Annotated in this window: 23 protein-coding genes; 22 read left to right on the plus strand and 1 reads right to left on the minus strand. The window is 69.5% G+C overall.

Annotated elements, in window-relative coordinates:
• The first annotated feature begins 202 nt into the window (after positions 1-202).
• The 19 genes from AB5J55_RS30310 (at position 203) to AB5J55_RS30400 (ending at position 14511) form a co-directional block, all read left to right on the plus strand.
• Positions 203-799, plus strand: a complete 597-nt coding sequence (locus AB5J55_RS30310) for a hypothetical protein (RefSeq protein WP_328422929.1) — start codon at positions 203-205, stop codon at positions 797-799.
• A gap of 348 nt (positions 800-1147) precedes the next feature.
• Positions 1148-1567, plus strand: a complete 420-nt coding sequence (rpsP, locus tag AB5J55_RS30315; protein ID WP_328878942.1) for a 30S ribosomal protein S16 — start codon at positions 1148-1150, stop codon at positions 1565-1567.
• 2 nt (positions 1568-1569) lie between these two features.
• A complete protein-coding gene (locus tag AB5J55_RS30320) occupies positions 1570-1809 on the plus strand; it encodes an RNA-binding protein (RefSeq protein ID WP_003973401.1) in 240 nt (79 codons plus the stop codon).
• A 126-nt stretch (positions 1810-1935) separates the two neighbouring features.
• On the plus strand, positions 1936-2487 hold the full coding sequence (gene rimM, locus AB5J55_RS30325; protein ID WP_369273667.1) for a ribosome maturation factor RimM: 552 nt from the start codon (positions 1936-1938) through the stop codon (positions 2485-2487).
• Positions 2487-3320 carry a tRNA (guanosine(37)-N1)-methyltransferase TrmD gene (gene trmD / locus AB5J55_RS30330; protein WP_369273668.1) on the plus strand — a complete coding sequence of 278 codons (834 nt, stop codon included), beginning with the start codon at positions 2487-2489 and terminating at the stop codon, positions 3318-3320. Before rimM ends, trmD begins: the two co-directional genes overlap by 1 nt.
• A gap of 134 nt (positions 3321-3454) precedes the next feature.
• Complete coding sequence (gene rplS / locus AB5J55_RS30335; RefSeq protein WP_328422921.1) at positions 3455-3805, plus strand: 50S ribosomal protein L19; 351 nt, start codon at positions 3455-3457, stop codon at positions 3803-3805.
• A 60-nt stretch (positions 3806-3865) separates the two neighbouring features.
• A complete protein-coding gene (lepB, locus tag AB5J55_RS30340) occupies positions 3866-4582 on the plus strand; it encodes a signal peptidase I (protein ID WP_369273669.1) in 717 nt (238 codons plus the stop codon).
• The gene (gene lepB / locus AB5J55_RS30345) at positions 4575-5666 is read left to right on the plus strand and encodes a signal peptidase I (protein WP_369273670.1); all 1092 of its coding nucleotides are present in this window, start codon (positions 4575-4577) and stop codon (positions 5664-5666) included. Before lepB (AB5J55_RS30340) ends, lepB (AB5J55_RS30345) begins: the two co-directional genes overlap by 8 nt.
• Positions 5554-6540 (plus strand): signal peptidase I, encoded by a 987-nt coding sequence (gene lepB, locus AB5J55_RS30350; protein ID WP_369273671.1) that lies wholly within the window; start codon positions 5554-5556, stop codon positions 6538-6540. The genes lepB (AB5J55_RS30345) and lepB (AB5J55_RS30350) overlap by 113 nt, the downstream gene beginning before the upstream one ends.
• Before the next feature lie 253 nt (positions 6541-6793).
• Entirely contained in the window at positions 6794-7159 is a 366-nt protein-coding gene (locus tag AB5J55_RS30355; protein WP_369273672.1) for a hypothetical protein, read from the plus strand.
• 139 nt (positions 7160-7298) lie between these two features.
• A complete protein-coding gene (locus tag AB5J55_RS30360) occupies positions 7299-7658 on the plus strand; it encodes a hypothetical protein (RefSeq protein WP_369273673.1) in 360 nt (119 codons plus the stop codon).
• Between the two features lie 127 nt (positions 7659-7785).
• Positions 7786-8532, plus strand: a complete 747-nt coding sequence (lepB, locus tag AB5J55_RS30365; protein ID WP_369273674.1) for a signal peptidase I — start codon at positions 7786-7788, stop codon at positions 8530-8532.
• A gap of 10 nt (positions 8533-8542) precedes the next feature.
• A complete protein-coding gene (locus AB5J55_RS30370; protein WP_369276340.1) occupies positions 8543-9088 on the plus strand; it encodes an NUDIX hydrolase in 546 nt (181 codons plus the stop codon).
• Between the two features lie 56 nt (positions 9089-9144).
• Positions 9145-9453: a DUF2469 domain-containing protein gene (locus tag AB5J55_RS30375; RefSeq protein ID WP_003993268.1), complete on the plus strand. Its 309-nt coding sequence runs from the start codon at positions 9145-9147 to the stop codon at positions 9451-9453.
• A gap of 107 nt (positions 9454-9560) precedes the next feature.
• Positions 9561-9938 (plus strand): YraN family protein, encoded by a 378-nt coding sequence (locus tag AB5J55_RS30380; RefSeq protein ID WP_328422909.1) that lies wholly within the window; start codon positions 9561-9563, stop codon positions 9936-9938.
• 1 nt (position 9939) lies between these two features.
• Positions 9940-11565: a YifB family Mg chelatase-like AAA ATPase gene (locus AB5J55_RS30385; protein WP_369273675.1), complete on the plus strand. Its 1626-nt coding sequence runs from the start codon at positions 9940-9942 to the stop codon at positions 11563-11565.
• Complete coding sequence (dprA, locus tag AB5J55_RS30390; RefSeq protein ID WP_369273676.1) at positions 11562-12722, plus strand: DNA-processing protein DprA; 1161 nt, start codon at positions 11562-11564, stop codon at positions 12720-12722. The genes AB5J55_RS30385 and dprA overlap by 4 nt, the downstream gene beginning before the upstream one ends.
• Positions 12723-13015: 293 nt before the next feature.
• Positions 13016-13858, plus strand: coding sequence for an RNA polymerase sigma factor WhiG (gene whiG, locus AB5J55_RS30395; RefSeq protein ID WP_369273677.1), 843 nt, complete (start codon positions 13016-13018; stop codon positions 13856-13858).
• Between the two features lie 95 nt (positions 13859-13953).
• The gene (locus AB5J55_RS30400; RefSeq protein WP_369276341.1) at positions 13954-14511 is read left to right on the plus strand and encodes a TetR/AcrR family transcriptional regulator; all 558 of its coding nucleotides are present in this window, start codon (positions 13954-13956) and stop codon (positions 14509-14511) included.
• A 545-nt stretch (positions 14512-15056) separates the two neighbouring features.
• Here AB5J55_RS30400 and AB5J55_RS30405 read toward each other — a convergent pair.
• Positions 15057-15665 (minus strand): murein hydrolase activator EnvC, encoded by a 609-nt coding sequence (locus tag AB5J55_RS30405; protein ID WP_369273678.1) that lies wholly within the window; start codon positions 15663-15665, stop codon positions 15057-15059.
• A gap of 319 nt (positions 15666-15984) precedes the next feature.
• Between AB5J55_RS30405 and rpsB the strand changes: the two genes are divergently transcribed.
• From rpsB to pyrH, 3 genes are all read left to right on the plus strand, one after another.
• Positions 15985-16893, plus strand: coding sequence for a 30S ribosomal protein S2 (rpsB, locus tag AB5J55_RS30410; RefSeq protein WP_369273679.1), 909 nt, complete (start codon positions 15985-15987; stop codon positions 16891-16893).
• 182 nt (positions 16894-17075) lie between these two features.
• Positions 17076-17912 carry a translation elongation factor Ts gene (tsf, locus tag AB5J55_RS30415; RefSeq protein WP_328878931.1) on the plus strand — a complete coding sequence of 279 codons (837 nt, stop codon included), beginning with the start codon at positions 17076-17078 and terminating at the stop codon, positions 17910-17912.
• A 195-nt stretch (positions 17913-18107) separates the two neighbouring features.
• Positions 18108-18866, plus strand: coding sequence for a UMP kinase (gene pyrH, locus AB5J55_RS30420; RefSeq protein WP_328422897.1), 759 nt, complete (start codon positions 18108-18110; stop codon positions 18864-18866).
• The last annotated feature ends 37 nt before the right edge of the window (positions 18867-18903 follow it).

An 18903-nucleotide genomic window follows, 5' to 3' on the forward strand; every position in this document is an offset into this window, starting at 1 on the left:
GTCGCACCGGCGCGTGGACGGGGCGTACGCGCCGGGGCGTACGTCAGACTACGCACCGGCTTGGTATGAGCTGTGAGGCTTCTCCGCAGATCAGCGCACCCGCCCTCGTCCGGGCGCATCATTCGGAACTGACGGGTACGTGCAAATTATTTGGGATGCCCCGGAATCGGAACACAGCGGCACTCCGGCTCGTTGTCATTACGTGAGCACGACACAGACACCACCTGTACTCGCCGCAGAGCTGGCGCAGGCGTGGGCCGACATTCAGCGGTACCACCCCGAGCTGCCAGATCTCGCCGCGCCAGAGTCCCTGATCGGGGAGTCGTCGTCCGCGTGCGGTCACGAGCTCTCCTTCGAGCGACTGCTTCACGAGGCAGTCCATGGCATCGCCGCCGCGCGCGGCGTCCGCGACACCTCCCGGGCCGGCCGCTACCACAACCGCAGATTCCTCGCCGTCGCCGAGGAGCTGGGCCTGGACCACCCCGAGGAGCCGCACCCGAGCAGCGGTTTCTCCCTGGTCACGCTCAACCCCGAGGCCAAGCGCCGCTACCGCCCGACCATCGAACGCCTCCAGCGCGCCCTGAAGGCCCACACGGCGGCCACCTCCGCCGACACGAGCAGGACCTTCCGGGGCCCTGCCGCCCGTCACGGCTCCTCCGGGGGCGGCGTCCGCGTCAAGGCGGTCTGCGACTGCGGCCGTAACGTCCGGGTCGTCCCGTCGGTGCTGGCGCAGGCGCCGATCGTGTGCGGCGGCTGCGGGAAGCCGTTCCGGATTCCCGAGGTGGTCGGAGCGGCGTAGCGACGCCTCGTCGGACACCGGCAACTCGTGGCTGCCGGTCCAGTACGTGGCGTCGACGCCGGGGTGCCGTTGCGCAGCCGTATCGACGGCACCCCACCAGCGCCGGGCTGCGCGCCCGCCCGACGGCATCCCCGTCGCCGGGTGCCTCTCAGCCATGCCCGGGCGCCCTCCCCGCCCCTCGGCTCAAAAGCCCCCCGCAGGGTGTGGCACAATGGCTAGCTGTACTCGACAGCCGCACAGGAACCCTCTCGCCTCCGGCTGACGCGTCCATCGGGCACTCGGGTACCGCAACCCCACGCGGCCATCTCGCCGTGCCCAACCACGTCAAATCCAGGAGAACCCACTCCCGTGGCAGTCAAGATCAAGCTGAAGCGTCTGGGCAAGATCCGTTCGCCTCACTACCGCATCGTCGTCGCCGACTCCCGCACCCGCCGTGACGGCCGTGCGATCGAGGAGATCGGCAAGTACCACCCGACGTACAACCCGTCGGTGATGGAGGTCGACGCCGAGCGCGTGGCGTACTGGCTCGGCGTCGGCGCCCAGCCGACCGAGCCCGTCCTCGCCATCCTGAAGAAGACCGGCGACTGGCAGAAGTTCAAGGGCGAGCCCGCCCCGGCTCCGCTGCTCGTCGCCGAGCCGAAGAAGGCGCGCCCGACGTTCGAGGCCCTCAGCGGCGAGGACGAGGGCAAGGGTGAGGCGATCACCCAGAAGAAGAAGGCGGAGAAGAAGGACGAGGCTGCCGCCGAGTCCGCGTCGGCCGAGGCCTGAGCATGCTCGAGGAGGCTCTCGAGCACCTCGTGAAGGGCATCGTCGACAACCCGGACGATGTGCAGGTCGCCTCGCGCAACCTGCGTCGCGGGCGTGTGCTGGAGGTCCGGGTCCACCCCGACGACCTCGGTAAGGTGATCGGCCGCAACGGCCGTACCGCACGCGCTCTGCGCACCGTCGTGGGCGCCATCGGCGGCCGCGGTGTCCGTGTCGACCTCGTCGACGTGGACCACGTCCGCTGACGCCGAACGCAGCACCGGCTCGGGCCGGGGAGGGCCACTGGGCCGTCCCCGGCCCGTAGTCGTACGGGCGGTTCATGGCCGTCGTACGCGTCGTACGGCCAGTCGCATGACAGGAGAGCAAGCACAGTGCAGCTGGTAGTCGCACGGATCGGCCGCGCCCACGGCATCCAGGGCGAGGTCACCGTCGAGGTTCGCACCGACGAGCCGGAACTGCGGCTCGCCCCCGGCGCCGTCCTGGCCACCGACCCGGCCGCCACCGGGCCGCTCACCATCGAGACCGGCCGCGTCCACAGCGGCCGCCTCCTCCTGCGCTTCGAGGGGGTCAAGGACCGCACCGCCGCCGAGGCGCTGCGCAACACCCTCCTCATCGCCGAGGTCGACCCGGACGAGCTGCCCGAGGAGGAGGACGAGTACTACGACCACCAGCTCATGGACCTGGACGTGGTGACCGCGGACGGTATCGAGGTCGGTCGTATCACCGAGATCTCGCACCTGCCGTCCCAGGACCTCTTCATCGTGGAGCGGCCCGACGGGAGCGAGGTGATGATCCCCTTCGTCGAGGCGATCGTGACCGAGATCGACCTGGAGGAGCAGCGCGCCGTCATCACCCCGCCCCCGGGGCTGATCGACGACAACGCGGAGATCGCCTCGGCCCGCGATGCGGAGGCCGAGGGCTGATGCGGCTCGACGTCGTCACGATCTTCCCCGAGTACCTGGAGCCCCTGAACGTCTCCCTCGTCGGCAAGGCACGCGCGCGTGGGCAGCTGAACGTCCAGGTGCACGACCTGCGCACCTGGACGTACGACCGCCACAACACGGTCGACGACACCCCGTACGGCGGCGGCCCCGGCATGGTCATGAAGACCGACCCCTGGGGTGACGCACTGGACTCCGTCCTGGCCGACGGCTACGAGACGGGCTCCCGCGGGCCCTGCCTGATCGTCCCCACCCCCAGCGGCCGCCCCTTCACCCAGGAACTCGCCGTCGAACTCTCCGAGCGGCCCTGGCTGATCTTCACGCCGGCCCGCTACGAGGGCATCGACCGCCGGGTCATCGACGAGTACGCGACCCGTATGCCGGTGCACGAGGTGTCCATCGGCGACTACGTCCTCGCCGGCGGCGAGGCGGCCGTACTGGTCATCACCGAGGCCGTGGCACGCCTGCTGCCCGGTGTCCTGGGCAACGCCGAGTCCCACCGGGACGACTCCTTCGCGCCCGGCGCGATGGCGAGCCTCCTGGAGGGCCCCGTCTACACCAAGCCCCCCGAGTGGCGCGGCCGGGACATCCCCGACGTGCTCCTCAGCGGCCACCACGGCAAGATCGCCCGGTGGCGGCGTGACGAGGCTCTCAGGCGTACCACGGCCAATCGGCCCGACCTGATCGAGCGTTGCGACCCCAAGGCCTTCGACAAGAAGGACCGCGAGATGCTCTCCATCCTGGGCTGGATGCCCGACCCCGAGGGGGAGCGGTTCGGTCGATTTTGGCGCAGGACCGAGAGCGTGGAAGAATAGGCCGCTGTTGTGCGCCGTCCGGCATGCGCCCCTGCCACAGGGGGACACGACGCCCGCCCCGACGCGAACAGCATCCTCACGAAGAACCTATCTCCCGCCTATGACCTGTGGCATGGGCGAAGAAAGCAGACGAAATGTCTCACCTGCTCGACTCCGTCGACTCCGCGTCGCTGCGCAGCGACGTCCCGGCCTTCCGCCCGGGCGACACCGTCAACGTCCACGTCCGCGTCATCGAGGGCAACCGCTCCCGTGTGCAGCAGTTCAAGGGCGTTGTGATCCGCCGCCAGGGCGCCGGCGTTCGCGAGACCTTCACGGTCCGCAAGGTCTCCTTCTCCGTCGGCGTCGAGCGCACCTTCCCGGTGCACACCCCGATCGTCGAGAAGATCGAGCTCGTCACCCGCGGTGACGTGCGTCGCGCCAAGCTGTACTACCTGCGTGACCTGCGCGGCAAGGCGGCGAAGATCAAGGAGAAGCGCGAGAACTGAGCGCTTTCGGGGGCTCGCCCCCGCGGGGTCCCGAGCGGGGCCGGATAACATCTGGCCCCGATGGACACCGAAGCACAGCCGACGGAGCGCGACCGCTCCTCCCGCCCTTCCGACTCCGAGGCGATCTCGGACACCGAGGGACAGGAGGGCCGGTCGCGCTTCGCGTTGGTGTCGCGGATCACCGAGTGGGTCCCGGGCGGGCGGATCAGCCTGACCCTGCTGGTCTTCCTGGTCTTTCTGCTGCTGCTCAACACGTTCGTGCTACGGCCGTTCGAGATTCCCAGCGGATCCATGGAGTCCGGATTGAGGATCGGCGACCGCGTTCTCGTAAATAAGTTGGCGTACCGTTTCGGTGCCGAGCCGCGACGCGGCGATGTTGTCGTGTTCGACGGAACTGGGTACTTCGGGGACGCGGACTACGTCAAGCGCGTTGCGGGTGTGGGGGGAGACCGCGTGGTCTGCTGCGACAAGGAGGGGAGGATCCAGGTGAACGGCCGGTCGGTCGACGAGACGACGTACCTGTACCCCGGTGACAGCCCGTCCACGGTGCCCTTCGACGTCGTCGTGCCCGACGGCACCCTGTTCGTCCTCGGCGACCACCGCAGCGAGTCCAGCGACTCCCGCGACCATCTCGGCTCGCCCGGCGGCGGCATGATCCCGCTCGACGACGTCATCGGCCGCGTCGACTGGATCGTATGGCCGACCGCCCACTGGACCCGCCTGGACCGTCCGGACGCCTATGCGCGCGTGCCCGCAGCGGAGGGCGCGCATGGGTAACCGTGGCAAACCGCGTGGCGTCGCGAGCAGCCCCGCCGAGAATCTGCTGCCCACCGGTTCCCGGCGCGCCGCCAGCCCCGCCGGCGGTCGTACGCGCGCGGAGCGGCGCAAGCTCCAGCGCAAGGTCAAGCGCCGCCGCAGGCGCTCCGCGATCAAGGAGATACCCCTCCTCGTCGGCGTCGCGGTCCTCATAGCGCTGGTCCTGAAGACCTTCCTCGTCCAGGCCTTCGTGATCCCGTCCGGCTCGATGGAGCAGACGATCCAGATCGGCGACCGCGTCCTGGTCGACAAGCTCACCCCCTGGTTCGGCTCCGAGCCGCAGCGTGGGGACGTCGTCGTCTTCAAGGACCCCGGCGGCTGGCTCCAGGACGAGCAGACGACGGTGAAGAAGGAGGACCCCGTCGTCATCAAGCAGGTCAAGCAGGCGCTCACCTTCATCGGCCTGCTGCCGTCCGAGGACGAGAAGGACCTCATCAAGCGTGTCGTCGGCGTCGGCGGTGACCGCGTGAAGTGCTGTGACGCGCAAGGGCGGGTCACCGTCAACGGCGTTCCCCTGAACGAGGACTATCTGTATCCCGGCAACGCCCCCTCCAAAACGGAGTTCGACATCACAGTCCCGCAGGACCGGCTGTGGGTGATGGGCGACCACCGCGCCAACTCCGCGGACTCCCGTGTGCACCAGAACCAGGGCTACAGCGGCACGGTCTCCGAGACCGAGGTCGTGGGACGGGCCATGGTCATCGCCTGGCCCTTCGGTCACTGGAACTCACTCGAGGAACCCAAAACTTACGCATCGGTGTCCGACGCGGCGACCGGGTCGACCGCGGCCGCCCAGCAGTCGCATAGGGTTGCTTCCGACGAATCGATCGGAACGATTCAGCTCCCGAGCCCTGCGGAACTCCCGCTCGTTATGGGAGTGGTGGGCCTGCACCGTCTCTCGGTCAGGCAGCGGCACAGAGTGAGGAGTTGGCGTGGGGGATGTGGCTGTTGGCGCACGATCCGGGCACGACGGCGAGGAGCACCGCGGACGCCCCGTGGGAGCAGCCGACCCGGCCGCGGACGGCGCCGTGACCTCCGGGAATGACCCCGGAGCGGCCGGCGACGGCGATGGGTCCGGCGGGCGGCCGCCGACCGACGGTCAGGGGTCGGGCGGGGCTTCCCCCCAGTCGAAGAAGCAGCGCTCCTTCTGGAAGGAGCTGCCCATCCTGATCGGTATCGCGCTCGTCCTCGCGCTGCTGATCAAGACGTTCCTGGTGCAGGCGTTCTCGATCCCCTCCGACTCGATGCAGAACACCCTCCAGCAGGGTGACCGCGTCCTGGTCGACAAGCTCACCCCCTGGTTCGGCTCCGAGCCCGAGCGCGGCGAGGTCGTCGTGTTCCACGACCCCGGTAACTGGCTCAGGGGCGAGCCGACCCCGGATCCCAACGCATTGCAGACGTTCCTCAGCTGGATCGGCCTGATGCCATCGGTGGAGGAGAAGGACCTGATCAAACGCGTGATCGGGGTCGGTGGAGACACGGTTGAGTGCCAGGGGACCGGTCCGCTGAAGGTCAACGGCAAGGCACTGAACGAGCCGTACGTGTACCCCGGCAACACACCCTGCTCGAACGACGACTCGGGTGGTCAGTTCAAGGTCAAGATTCCTCAGGGCTACCTCTGGGTCATGGGCGACCACCGACAGAACTCGCGTGACTCGCGCTACAACCAGGGCGAGAAGTACCACGGCATGGTCCCGGTCGAGGAAGTCATTGGACGCGCCATCGTGAAGGCCTGGCCGATCGACCGCTGGGACACGCTGCCCGTGCCTGACACCTTCGACCAGCCGGGGCTCGACCAACAGGCCGCCGCCGCTGCGACGCCGTCCGACGCGGTGCATACGGTCGCTTTCGCGGGCGTTGTCCCCCTGGCGTTGTGGCGGCGCCGGCCCGCCCGGACTTCCGCCAGCGCTGCTGAATAGCCGGACAAAGACGGCTCGGTATCACAACGCCGACTCCCAGGGCCCTAGAGGTGGACGCGAGATCCCACCGCTGGGGCCCCTTCTTTTCTCCGAGCGCGACATCACGAGATGGTCACATTCGGATACTTGTTCCCCTCTCTGGGTGCCTGTTGCTAATCTTCGATCTTGTTCGAGCGGTAAAGATCAGTTGAACTGTGGGGGTCTAGTGAAGAAGTTTCAGCTTGCTGGGGCACTGGTCGGTGCGGTTGCGTTGGTGGGGCTTGCCAACTCGCCGGCCCTGGCGGCAACGGACGTGACGGTGTACGGACCGAGTTTCAAGGCGGGCTGCTCGTACGCTTCCGCCGGGCACTTCGCGTCCTACGGTGAGACGTTCACCGTGTACGACAAGTGTGCGGACGGCTGGGCCGCGGTGGTGAAGGTGGATGTCGCGCCCTACAAGTCCAACGGCGGGTACGACTTCCTCATCTGGAACCCCAACTCGGCCGACGGCTCCCCGGTGACCGTGAACAAGAGCTACGCCGAGGGAACCGGCGTCTGCATGCAGGCGGGATCGGGTGAGTACTCCAGCGGGCAAACGGGCTCGAACGCGTGGGGCTACTGGAGCTGCGGCGCGGCCTGATCTTCCACTGTGAGCTGGTCCCAGGGGGGTCTCGCCTCTCCTGGGACCAGCCGCATTCGGGCGCTGGTATCAGTTGAACTTTGGGGGTCTTGTGAAGAAGTTTCGGCTTGCTGGGGCACTGGTCGGTGGGGTTGCGTTGGTGGGGCTTGCCAACTCGCCGGCCCTGGCGGCAACGGACGTGACGGTGTATGGGGCGAGCGCCAAGACGGGCTGTCCGAACTCTTCCGCCGCGCACTTCGCGTCCTACGGTGAGGTGTTCACCGTGTACGACAAGTGCGCGGAGGGCCTGTCAGCGGTGGTGAAGGTGGATGTCGCGCCCTACCAGTCCAACGGTGGCTATGACTTCGCCATCTGGAACCCGAACGGTGCGGATGGTTCTCCGGTGACGGTCAACAAGAGCTATGCCGAGGGCACCGGGGTCTGCATGCAGGCGGGCGCGGGTGAGTACCGCAGCGGAGAGTGGGGCTACTGGGGCTACTGGAGCTGCGGTACGGCCTGATCTTCCTCTTTGACGCCTACCGTGACCGTGGTGGTCTTCGCGAGATTCAGGATCTCGCGAAGACCACCACGGTCCCTTTTTCGTGCCGCGATAGGGTGCGGGCGCGGACTGTGGGATGGGAGTGGATGTGGGCAGCACTGGACGTGACAAGGGGAAGTCGGGCGCCGATCCGGGCGGAATAGTGTCCGGACTGGCGGTGGCCCTCGGCCTTGTGCTGTTCCTGGCCGGGTTCGCCTGGGGAGCGGTGGTCTACCGGCCGTACACCGTGCCCACCAGTTCGATGGCGCCGACGATCGGCGCGGGGGACCGGGTGCTGGCCCAGCGCGTCGACGGCGGTGAGGTACGCCGTGGTGACGTCGTCGTCTTCACCGACAAGACCTGGGTGAGCAACGCACCCGTCGTCAAGCGCGTGGTCGCCGTCGGCGGCGACACGGTCGCCTGCTGCACCGACGGCAAGCTGACCGTCAACGGCAAGCAGATCGACGAGCCCTACCTGGCCGAGGACGGCCTGGCCGAGCTCCAGAACTTCCCGACGGTGACGGTGCCGAAGGACAGGCTCTTCCTGCTCGGCGACGAGCGCAGCGGCTCCCTGGACTCCACGGCCCACCTCACGGACGCCGCCAAGGGCACCGTGGCGCGCAGCGCCGTGTCGGCCCGCGTGGACGCCGTCGTCTGGCCCATGGACGGCATGCTGGAGCCCGCCGCGAGCTTCGAGCAGCTCGGCTCACTGTCGTCGCCGGGGCCGCTGCGGACGATGGTCGCGCTGATCGTCGGTGGAGGCGTGCTCGTCCTGGCCGGCGGCGCCTACGGCCCGATCGCGAAACGAATGAGCAAGCGCTCCCAGACCCGTACGGAGCCCGCGGGTGCCCGCTGAGGCGACGGGCGTGGGGAGCGGGCCGTACGGCGGGACAGGCCTCGGGAACGGGCCGTACGGCGACTCGTACGACGGCGGACTGCGCAAGGTCGCCCGCGTCGTCCTCCTCGACCCGCAGGACCGCATTCTGCTGCTGCACGGCCATGAGCCGGAGGATCCGGCCGACGACTGGTGGTTCACCCCGGGAGGCGGCGTCGAGGGCGACGAGAGCCGTGCTCAGGCCGCACTGCGGGAACTCGCCGAGGAGACCGGCATCACGGAGGTCGAGCTCGGCCCCGTGCTGTGGCACCGGATGTGCTCGTTCCCGTTCGCGGGCCGCCGCTGGGACCAGGACGAGTGGTACTACCTGGCCCGTACGACGCAGACGGCGACCCGGGCCATGGGCCTCACCGAACTGGAGCGGCGCAGCGTCGCCGGAGCACGCTGGTGGACGTGTCGGGAACTTGCCCAGGCACATGAGACGGTGTATCCGACCAGACTCGCCGAGCTACTGCGCACACTGCTCGACGAAGGTCCCCCCGCTGGGCCCGTGACCCTTGACCCCGAAATTGTCTAGGTGCGGACGGGACTGGCGCACAATGGTGGGATCGCACGGCTGAAGGGGAACATGCCATGAGCGCCGAGGACCTCGAAAAGTACGAGACCGAGATGGAGCTCAAGCTCTATCGGGAGTACCGCGATGTCGTCGGTCTGTTCAAGTACGTGATCGAGACCGAGCGGCGCTTCTACTTGACCAACGACTACGAGATGCAGGTGCACTCGGTCCAGGGTGAGGTGTTCTTCGAGGTGTCCATGGCGGACGCCTGGGTGTGGGACATGTACCGGCCGGCCCGGTTCGTGAAGCAGGTTCGGGTCCTCACATTCAAGGACGTGAACATCGAGGAGCTCAACAAGAGCGATCTCGAGCTCCCGAGCGGCTGAGGTTCACTCGCAGGGGTGAGGAAGTTGTCCACAGTCGCGGACTTGTCCACCAAGATCCAATAGCTCGCTGAGCTGCACTCATCGTTGGCGCCGGAGGTGGTGCCGACATGAGCACGAGCAAGGGAAGCGCACGCAGCGCACTGGGCAGGTACGGAGAGACGCTGGCCGCACGACGGCTGGTCGAGGCCGGGATGACGGTCCTGGAGCGCAACTGGCGCTGTGGCAGGACCGGAGAGATCGACATCGTCGCCCGGGACGGCGATGTGCTGGTCGTCTGCGAGGTGAAGACCCGCAGGACGGGTGCCTTCGAGCATCCGATGGCCGCGGTGACCCCGGAAAAGGCGGAACGCCTGCGCGGCCTCGCGGAACACTGGATCCACGCCCATGGCGGGGCTCCACCCGGAGGCGTCCGCATCGACCTCGTCGGCGTGGTCCTGCCCGGCCGCGGCGCGCCCGTGGTCGAGCACGCGCGAGGGGTGGCCTGAGATGGGGTTCGCGCGTACGTGCTCGGTTGCCCTGGTGGGCGTCGAGGGCGTTGTGGTGGAGGTCCAGGCGGATCTGGAGCCGGGAGTGGCGGCCTTCACCCTGGTGGGGCTGCCGGACAAGAGCCTGTCGGAGAGCCGTGACCGGGTACGGGCGGCCGTCGTGAACTCGGGCGGGGAGTGGCCGCAGAAGAAGCTCACCGTCGGGCTCAGCCCGGCATCCGTGCCCAAGGCGGGCAGCGGCTTCGACTTGGCCGTCGCGTGTGCCGTCCTCGGAGCCGCCGAGCGGATCGATCCACGGGTCCTGGCCGACATCGTGATGATCGGCGAGCTGGGCCTGGACGGGCGCGTGCGTCCCGTACGGGGCATCCTGCCCGCGGTGCTGGCCGCCGCGGACGCAGGGTACGAGCAGGTCGTCGTCCCCGAATGCGCCGCGGCCGAGGCCTCGCTGGTGCCGGGCGTGTCCGTACTCGGCGTGCGCAGTCTGCGCCAGCTGATCGCCGTCCTCGCGGACGAACCCGTGCCCGACGAGGAACCGGAGGAACAGGGCCGCCCGGACCCACTCCTCGCGGGCCTGCGGGTGCCGGGCACGGGCGCGGCCACGGGCATGCACAGCATGGGCGCCACCGAGCCCGACCACGGGCACGACCTCGCCGATGTGGTGGGCCAGATCTCGGCGCGTACGGCCGTGGAGGTCGCCGCGGCGGGCGGGCATCACCTGTTCCTCGAGGGGCCGCCCGGCGCGGGCAAGACGATGCTCGCGGAGCGGCTGCCGGCCATCCTGCCCCGGCTGCGCAGGGAGGAGTCGCTGGAGGTCACGGCAGTGCACTCGGTGGCGGGGCTGCTGCCCCCGGGCAAGCCCCTGATCGACGTGGCCCCCTACTGCGCACCGCATCACTCGGCGACCATGCAGGCGCTCGTCGGCGGCGGCGCGGGCATTGCCCGGCCCGGTGCGGTGTCACTCTCCCACCGGGGCGTCCTCTTCCTGGACGAGACACCGGAGTTCAAAAGCCACGCCCTCGACGCCCTGCGGCAGCCGCTGGAAGCCGGGCATGTAGTGATCGCACGCAGCGCCGGAGTGGTGCGCTTCCCGGCGAAGTTCCTGATGGTGCTCGCGGCCAACCCCTGCCCCTGCGGCCGTTTCTCCCAGACCGGCGACCTGTGCGAGTGCCCGCCCTCGGTGATCCGCCGCTATCAGGTGCGGCTGTCGGGACCGCTGCTCGACCGGGTCGACCTCCGCGTCGAGGTGGACCGTGTCACGCGCGCCCAGCTGACCGAGCGCGGGGCCCGGGGCGAATCCACGGCCACCGTCGCTGACCGGGTCCGCGCGGCTCGCGAGCGGGCGTCGGACCGGCTCGCCGGTACCCCCTGGCGGACCAACAGCGAGATCCCGGGACGGGAACTGCGCAGCCGTTGGTACGCGGCGATCGGCGCCATGGACGAGGCGGAACGGAACCTGGAACGCGGCGTACTGACCGCACGAGGACTCGACCGCGTACTGCGGGTCGCCTGGACCGTCGCCGACCTGGTCGGTCACGACCGGCCCGACGCGACGGACGTCGCACTGGCCCTGCAACTGCGCACCGGTGTGCCGCGCGGCGTGCCGATGGCCATCGGGGCGCTCACGTGACCGGCACCGAGCATCCGGACGACGAACTGCTCGGCCGGGTCTTCCTCAGCCGGGTCGTCGAGCCGGGGGACGAGGTCGCCGGGCGGTGGGTGCGGGAGTACGGCGTGGGGGAAGTCGTGCGGCGGTTACGGGAGGGGGCGCAGGCCCTGCCGGGGGTGAGTTACAAGCGGTGGGACGGGCTGCGGGCCCGGGGTCTGCGGGCCGAGCCCGACCGGGACCTTGCCGTCGCCCGGGAGGCCGGCGTGCGGTTTCTGTACCCCGGCGACATCGAGTGGCCGGGACAGCTCGACGACCTCGGGGACGCCCGGCCCCTCGGGCTGTGGGTGCGCGGGCGGGCCAGCCTGCGGATGTGGGCGTTGCGGTCCGTGGCCCTCGTCGGGGCCCGCGCCTGCACCGAGTACGGCGCACACATGGCGGCCACGCTCGCCGGCGGGCTCGCCGAGCGGGGATGGGTGGTCGTGTCCGGCGGGGCCTATGGGGTCGAAGGTGCCGCTCATCGCGGTGCCCTCGGCTCCGGTGGAGCCACCGTCGCCGTGCTCGCCTGCGGCGTCGACCGGCCCTACCCGCGCGGGCACACCCAGCTGATCAACAGGATCGCGGAACAGGGGCTCGTGATCGGGGAGCTGCCACCGGGGGACCATCCGACGCCCAGCAGGTTCATCGTCCGGAACCGGGTGATCGCGGCCCTGACGCGGGGCACGGTCGTCGTCGAGGCCGCCCACCGCAGTGGCTCACTGGTCACCGCCCGGGCCGCCCAGCGTTTGGGACGTCACACGATGGGGGTCCCCGGCCCGGCCACCAGCGGCCTCTCGGCGGGCGTGCACGAACTGCTGCGCGGGGACACCGTCCTGGTCACCGACGCCGCCGAGGTCGTCGAACTCGTCGGCGACATGGGAGAGCTCGCGCCCGAGCGGCGCGGGCCCGTCCTCCCGCGCGACTTGCTGGAGCCCCGGGCGCGCAGAGTCCTTGCGGCGCTACCCGGCCGGCGCGCGGCGAGAGCGGACGAGGTCGCGCGCGGGGCGCAGACCACCGAGGACGACGCGATCGCGAGACTGTACGAACTCCGCTCACTTGGTTACGTCGAACGACACGGCGACAGCTGGAAGTTGACACGCCAGGCGATGATGTCCGTTCACGCCGGTCGGAGTGGATGCTGACCGAGCGTGTTCGGCCGTACGGGGGAACACGGACGGCCTTGAGAATTCCCCCAGTTGGGGTGTTCGAGTGATCACGTAGAGCGACCGGTATGACCCTGCGGGGCGTCCAGCGGAACGTATCTGCGTACGGCGTGCGCTCCGTCCTTCGCGCACCGCGACACTTCAGTCACGCTACGCTCACGAGGATTCCGGCGCAGACCGGCACCTCGACCCCAGAACGGCAGCAGAACGACATCCGACCGGTTGCTCCCCCAGGCACCCCCACTTCACGGCAGAACGGCACAAGGCAACGAATGCCCCAGCACACCTCCGGGTCCGACCGGGCGGCGATCCCCCCAGCCGCCCGTGACGGTGGCAGCGTGCGGCCGCCCGCTCCCTCGACACTCGACGAGCTGTGGCGGTCGTACAAGTCGACGGGGGACGAGCGGCTGCGCGAGCAGCTGATCCTGCACTACTCGCCGCTCGTCAAGTACGTGGCGGGCCGCGTCAGCGTCGGCCTGCCGCCCAATGTGGAGCAGGCGGACTTCGTGTCGTCGGGGGTGTTCGGGCTGATCGACGCGATCGAGAAGTTCGACATCGACCGGGAGATCAAGTTCGAGACGTATGCGATCACGCGGATCCGGGGCGCGATGATCGACGAGCTCCGAGCGCTGGACTGGATTCCGCGGTCGGTGCGGCAGAAGGCACGCAACGTCGAGCGGGCCTACGCGACGCTGGAGGCGCGGCTGCGGCGCACGCCCACGGAGGCGGAGGTGGCCGTCGAGATGGGCATCGCGGTGGACGAACTCCACTCGGTGTTCAGCCAGTTGTCGCTGGCCAACGTGGTGGCGCTGGAGGAGTTGCTGCACGTCGGCGGCGAGGGCGGCGACGGGCTCAGCGTCATGGACACCCTGGAGGACACCGCCGCGGACAACCCGGTGGAGGTCGCCGAGGACCGGGAGCTGCGGCGGTTTCTGGCGCGGGCGATCAACACGTTGCCCGAGCGCGAGAAGACCGTGGTGACGCTGTACTACTACGAGGGGCTCACGCTGGCGGAGATCGGGAACGTGCTGGGCGTGACCGAGAGCCGGGTGAGTCAGATCCACACCAAGTCGGTGCTGCAGCTGCGGGCGAAACTGGCCGGCTTCGGTCGTTGACCTGGCGGGACGTGTGTCGGGTTGGCCGGAGAGACTCCCGTCGGCGCGGGTGCGTCCGTAAAGTGGTTGACGTGCCAAGGATTCGAGCGGCCTCCGTGGCCGAGCACCGGTCGATGCAGCGAGCCGCCCTGCTGGACGCGGCTCGATCCCTGTTGTCCGAGGGCGGGACGGACGCGCTGACATTCCCTGCCCTTGCCGAGCGGACGGGGCTCGCGCGGTCGTCCGTGTACGAGTACTTCCGGTCGCGGGCCGCCGTGGTCGAGGAGCTGTGCGAGGTCGACTTTCCCGTGTGGGCCGCGGAGGTCTCGGCGGCGATGGAGCGGGAGGTCACGGCCGAGGGCAAGGTCGAGGCGTATGTCCGGCGGCAGCTCGCGCTGGTCGGGGACCGGCGGCACCGCGCCGTGGTGGCGATCTCCGCGAGCGAGCTGGACGCGGGGGCCCGGGAGAAGATCCGGGCGGCGCACGGCGGCCTGGTCGCAATGATCGTCGAGGCGCTTGGGGAGATGGGGCACGCCGAGCCCCGGTTGGCGGCGATGCTGTTGCAGGGCGTCGTGGACGCGGCTGTACGGCGGATCGAGCTGGGAGCGGCGGAGGAGCCCCCCGCGATCACGGAGGCGGCTGTGTCGATGGCGCTGAGGGGTGTTCGGGGCTGAGTCCGGCGGGGGGCGGGGTCGATGTCCTGCCGGGTGCTGGGAGGCGCCTGCGTCGGGGCTGAGGTCGGGGTTGACGCCTGCCCGACGTGGGTGGTTGCCGCCTTTGCGGGCCGGGATGAGGTCGGGGTTGACCCCTGCCCGACGTGGGCGGTTGCCGCCTTTGCGGGCCGGGCTGAGGTCGGGGTTGACCCCTGCCCGACGTGGGTGGTTGCCGCCTTTGTGGGCCGGGATGAGGTCGGGGTTGACCCCTGCCCGACGTGGGCGGTTGCCGCCTTTGTGGGCCGGGCTGAGGTCGGGGTTGGGTGCGGCACGATGACGGTGGCGTGCCGGTTCTGTGGGCCGGGCTGAGGTCGGGGTTCGGCGTGGCCCGAGGTCTGCGGGCGCCGCCTCAGTGGGCCGGGACGAGGGCGGGTTGGGCGTGGCCCGATGCTGGTGGGGTGCAGCATCAGTGAGCTCGGAGCAGCCTCATCGGCACGACTCCGGCAGCTACGCGCTTCTGCCTGCTGGGCGCGTCTCGGCGCCGCTGTCCAGGACGAACGGGTCGGCTACGACGGCAGCGGCACCCCCAACACCGGCAGCAGCCTCGACGGCCCCCTGCGCAGCAGCGCCGGTGGCAGGAGTGACAGCGGGTCCAGGTAGGTGTCGCCTCTGCGTAGACCCCAGTGCACGCACGTTCCCGTGCAGTGCGAGCCCGTCGCCTCCACTGTCCCCACGACGTCCCCCGCCGCCACCTCGGCGCCCTTCTTCACTGCCGCCCGCACCGGCTCGTACGTCGTCCGCAGTGGCGGATCCCCCGTCCCCGCCAGCTCCACCGACAGGACCCCCTTGCCCGCCACCCGGCCCGCGAAGGAGACCCGCCCCGCCGCCACCGCCCGTACCGGACTCCCGGCCGGGGTGCCGAGGTCCACGCCCCGGTGGCCGCGCCCGTACCGTGTCGCCGGGGGCTCCCAGGTGCGGAGGATCGGCGGGGGTGACCCCACGGGCCATGCTCGGCCGACCGCCGGAACTGTGGGGTCCGGGGCCGACGCGGCGCCGGCGCTCGTGGCGGTCGGGGTCAGTCGTGGTGCCGGGGACAGCAGGACGGTCGCGGTCAGGAGCAACAGCACCACCAGCCGCCCGCATGTCCTCACCGTCCTGGCCGTCCGCGCCGTCATCGGGGCCCTCGTGGCCCTCGCCGCCCCCGCACATTGCTTCGCTCGCATGCGAGAACCGTCCCCCACTCCCGCAGATCATGGCCGGGATCTGTGGATAACTCCCGGGTTGTGGACAGCGGCGTCACCCGGTGCCTCGCGGGTCCCGTACACTTCTTCTGGCGATCCGGGTCACCGGGTCGACTTCGCACGCCCCGATACGACAACCGGAGACGGTCCGTATCAGCGCCTCTCGGTCCTTTGTGGCACGGCGCATGTGGGCGTCAGGCGCGGAAGCCGTCCGGCATCCGCGGCACAACCGAGAAATTCAAGGAGAACGGCCATGGCCGTCGTCACGATGCGGGAGCTGCTGGAGAGCGGCGTCCACTTCGGTCACCAGACCCGTCGTTGGAACCCGAAGATGAAGCGCTTCATCTTCACGGAGCGCAACGGCATCTACATCATCGACCTGCTCCAGTCGCTGTCGTACATCGACCGCGCCTACGAGTTCGTCAAGGAGACCGTCGCCCACGGCGGCACGGTCATGTTCGTCGGCACGAAGAAGCAGGCGCAGGAGGCCATCGCCGAGCAGGCCACCCGCGTCGGCATGCCCTACGTCAACCAGCGCTGGCTGGGCGGCATGCTCACCAACTTCTCGACCGTCTACAAGCGCCTGCAGCGCCTGAAGGAGCTCGAGCAGATCGACTTCGAGGACGTGGCCGCCTCCGGCCTCACCAAGAAGGAGCTGCTGGTCCTCTCCCGCGAGAAGGCCAAGCTGGAGAAGACCCTCGGTGGTATCCGCGAGATGCAGAAGGTGCCCAGCGCCGTCTGGATCGTGGACACCAAGAAGGAGCACATCGCCGTTGGTGAGGCCCGGAAGCTCAACATTCCGGTCGTCGCGATCCTCGACACCAACTGCGACCCCGACGAGGTCGACTACAAGATCCCGGGCAACGACGACGCGATCCGCTCCGTCACCCTGCTCACCCGCGTGATCGCCGACGCCGTCGCCGAGGGCCTCATCGCCCGCTCCGGCGTCGCCACCGGCGACAAGGGCGAGAAGGCCGCGGGCGAGCCGCTCGCCGAGTGGGAGCGCGACCTGCTCGAGGGCGAGAAGAAGGCCGACGAGGCTCCGGCCGCCGATGAGGCCCCCGCCGCCGAGGCGCCTGCTGCCGAGGCTCCGGCCGCTGAGGCCCCCGCCGCCGACGCCCCCGCCACCGAGGCTCCGGCCGCCGAGGGCGAGCAGGCCTGACACCGTCAGCGTCAGGGTTGACGGCGGGAGCGGTACTGCACCCAATAGCGCCTCCGGCGCGGTGAAGTCCGCTCCCGCCGTTCACCCGTAGGTCGACGAAAGGTCAGCGGCTTCCGTCTTCATGGGGCCGCAGACCCCGTAGATCTTCGATCTTCCAGACTTCGAGAAAGATTCACAGACTCATGGCGAACTACACCGCCGCTGACGTCAAGAAGCTCCGTGAGCTCACCGGCGCCGGCATGATGGACTGCAAGAAGGCGCTGGACGAGGCCGAGGGCAACGTCGAGAAGGCCGTCGAGGCGCTCCGGATCAAGGGCCAGAAGGGCGTCGCCAAGCGCGAGGGCCGCTCCGCCGAGAACGGCGCCGTGGTCTCGATCATCGCCGACGACAACTCCTCCGGTGTCCTCGTCGAGCTGAAGTGCGAGACGGACTTCGTCGCCAAGGGTGACAAGTTCCAGGCCGTCGCCACCGCGATCGCCGAGCACGTCGCGAAGACCTCCCCGGCCGACATCGAGGCCCTGCTCGCCTCCGAGATCGAGGCCGGCAAGACCGTCCAGGCGTTCGTGGACGAGGCCAACGCCAACCTGGGCGAGAAGATCGTCCTGGACCGCTTCGCGCAGTACGGCGACGGCTTCGTGCTCGCGTACATGCACCGCACGATGCCCGACCTGCCCCCGCAGATCGGTGTCCTCGTCGAGCTGGACAAGCCGAACGCCGAGGTCGCCAAGGGCATCGCCCAGCACATCGCCGCCTTCGCGCCGAAGTACCTCGCCAAGGAGGACGTGCCGGCCGAGGTCGTCGAGTCGGAGCGCCGTGTCGCCGAGGAGACCACCCGCGCCGAGGGCAAGCCCGAGGCCGCCCTGCCGAAGATCGTCGAGGGTCGCCTCAACGGCTTCTTCAAGGACGCCACGCTGCTCGGCCAGCCGTACGCGCTCGACAACAAGAAGTCCGTCCAGAAGGTTCTGGACGAGGCCGGTGTCACCCTGAAGCGCTTCACGCGCATCAAGGTCGGCATCTGAGTCCGTACCGCGATCGGCGCCCGACCCCGATAGGGTCGAGGGCAGTCGTCCGCGGACGCCGTCACCACGCACGCGCGCGTGACGGACGACAGCAGATCTGACGAGGAGGCCATTGCCGCGCATGGGATGCGAAACACACCCCAACCGGCAATGGCCTTCTTCGTATGTGCACCACGTAACAAAGGCGGGATCTCGATGACCACCAAGGCCCAGAAGAGCGACGACGGCAAAGTACGCGGCCGGTACCTGCTGAAGCTGTCCGGAGAGGCCTTCTCCGGCGGCGGGGGCCTCGGCGTCGACCCGGACGTGGTGCACAAGATCGCCCGCGAGATCGCGGCCGTCGTGCGCGACGGCGCGCAGGTCGCGGTCGTCATCGGCGGCGGCAACTTCTTCCGCGGCGCCGAACTCCAGCAGCGCGGCATGGACCGGGCCCGCTCCGACTACATGGGCATGCTCGGCACCGTGATGAACTGCCTCGCCCTCCAGGACTTCCTGGAGAAGGAGGGCATCGACAGCCGGGTCCAGACCGCCATCACCATGGGCCAGGTCGCCGAGCCGTACATCCCGCTGCGCGCCGTACGGCACCTGGAGAAGGGCCGTGTGGTCATCTTCGGCGCCGGTATGGGCATGCCGTACTTCTCCACCGACACCACCGCCGCGCAGCGCGCCCTGGAGATCGACGCCGAGGCGCTGCTGATGGGCAAGAACGGCGTGGACGGGGTCTACGACTCCGATCCGAAGACCAACCCGGACGCCGTCAAGTTCGACTCCCTCGGCTACGGCGAGGTCATCACCCGCGACCTCAAGGTCGCCGACGCGACCGCCGTCACGCTGTGCCGCGACAACAAGCTCCCGATCCTCGTGTTCGAGCTTCTGGCGGAGGGCAATATCGCGCGCGCCGTCAAGGGTGAGAAGATCGGCACGCTTGTGGGTGAGCAGGGCGGTCGGGGCTGACGCTCCGACAACAAGCCCGTCCGGGGGACGGACGGGA

The sequence above is a fragment of the Streptomyces sp. R11 genome, assembly GCF_041051905.1.
Classification (GTDB): Bacteria; Actinomycetota; Actinomycetes; order Streptomycetales; family Streptomycetaceae; genus Streptomyces.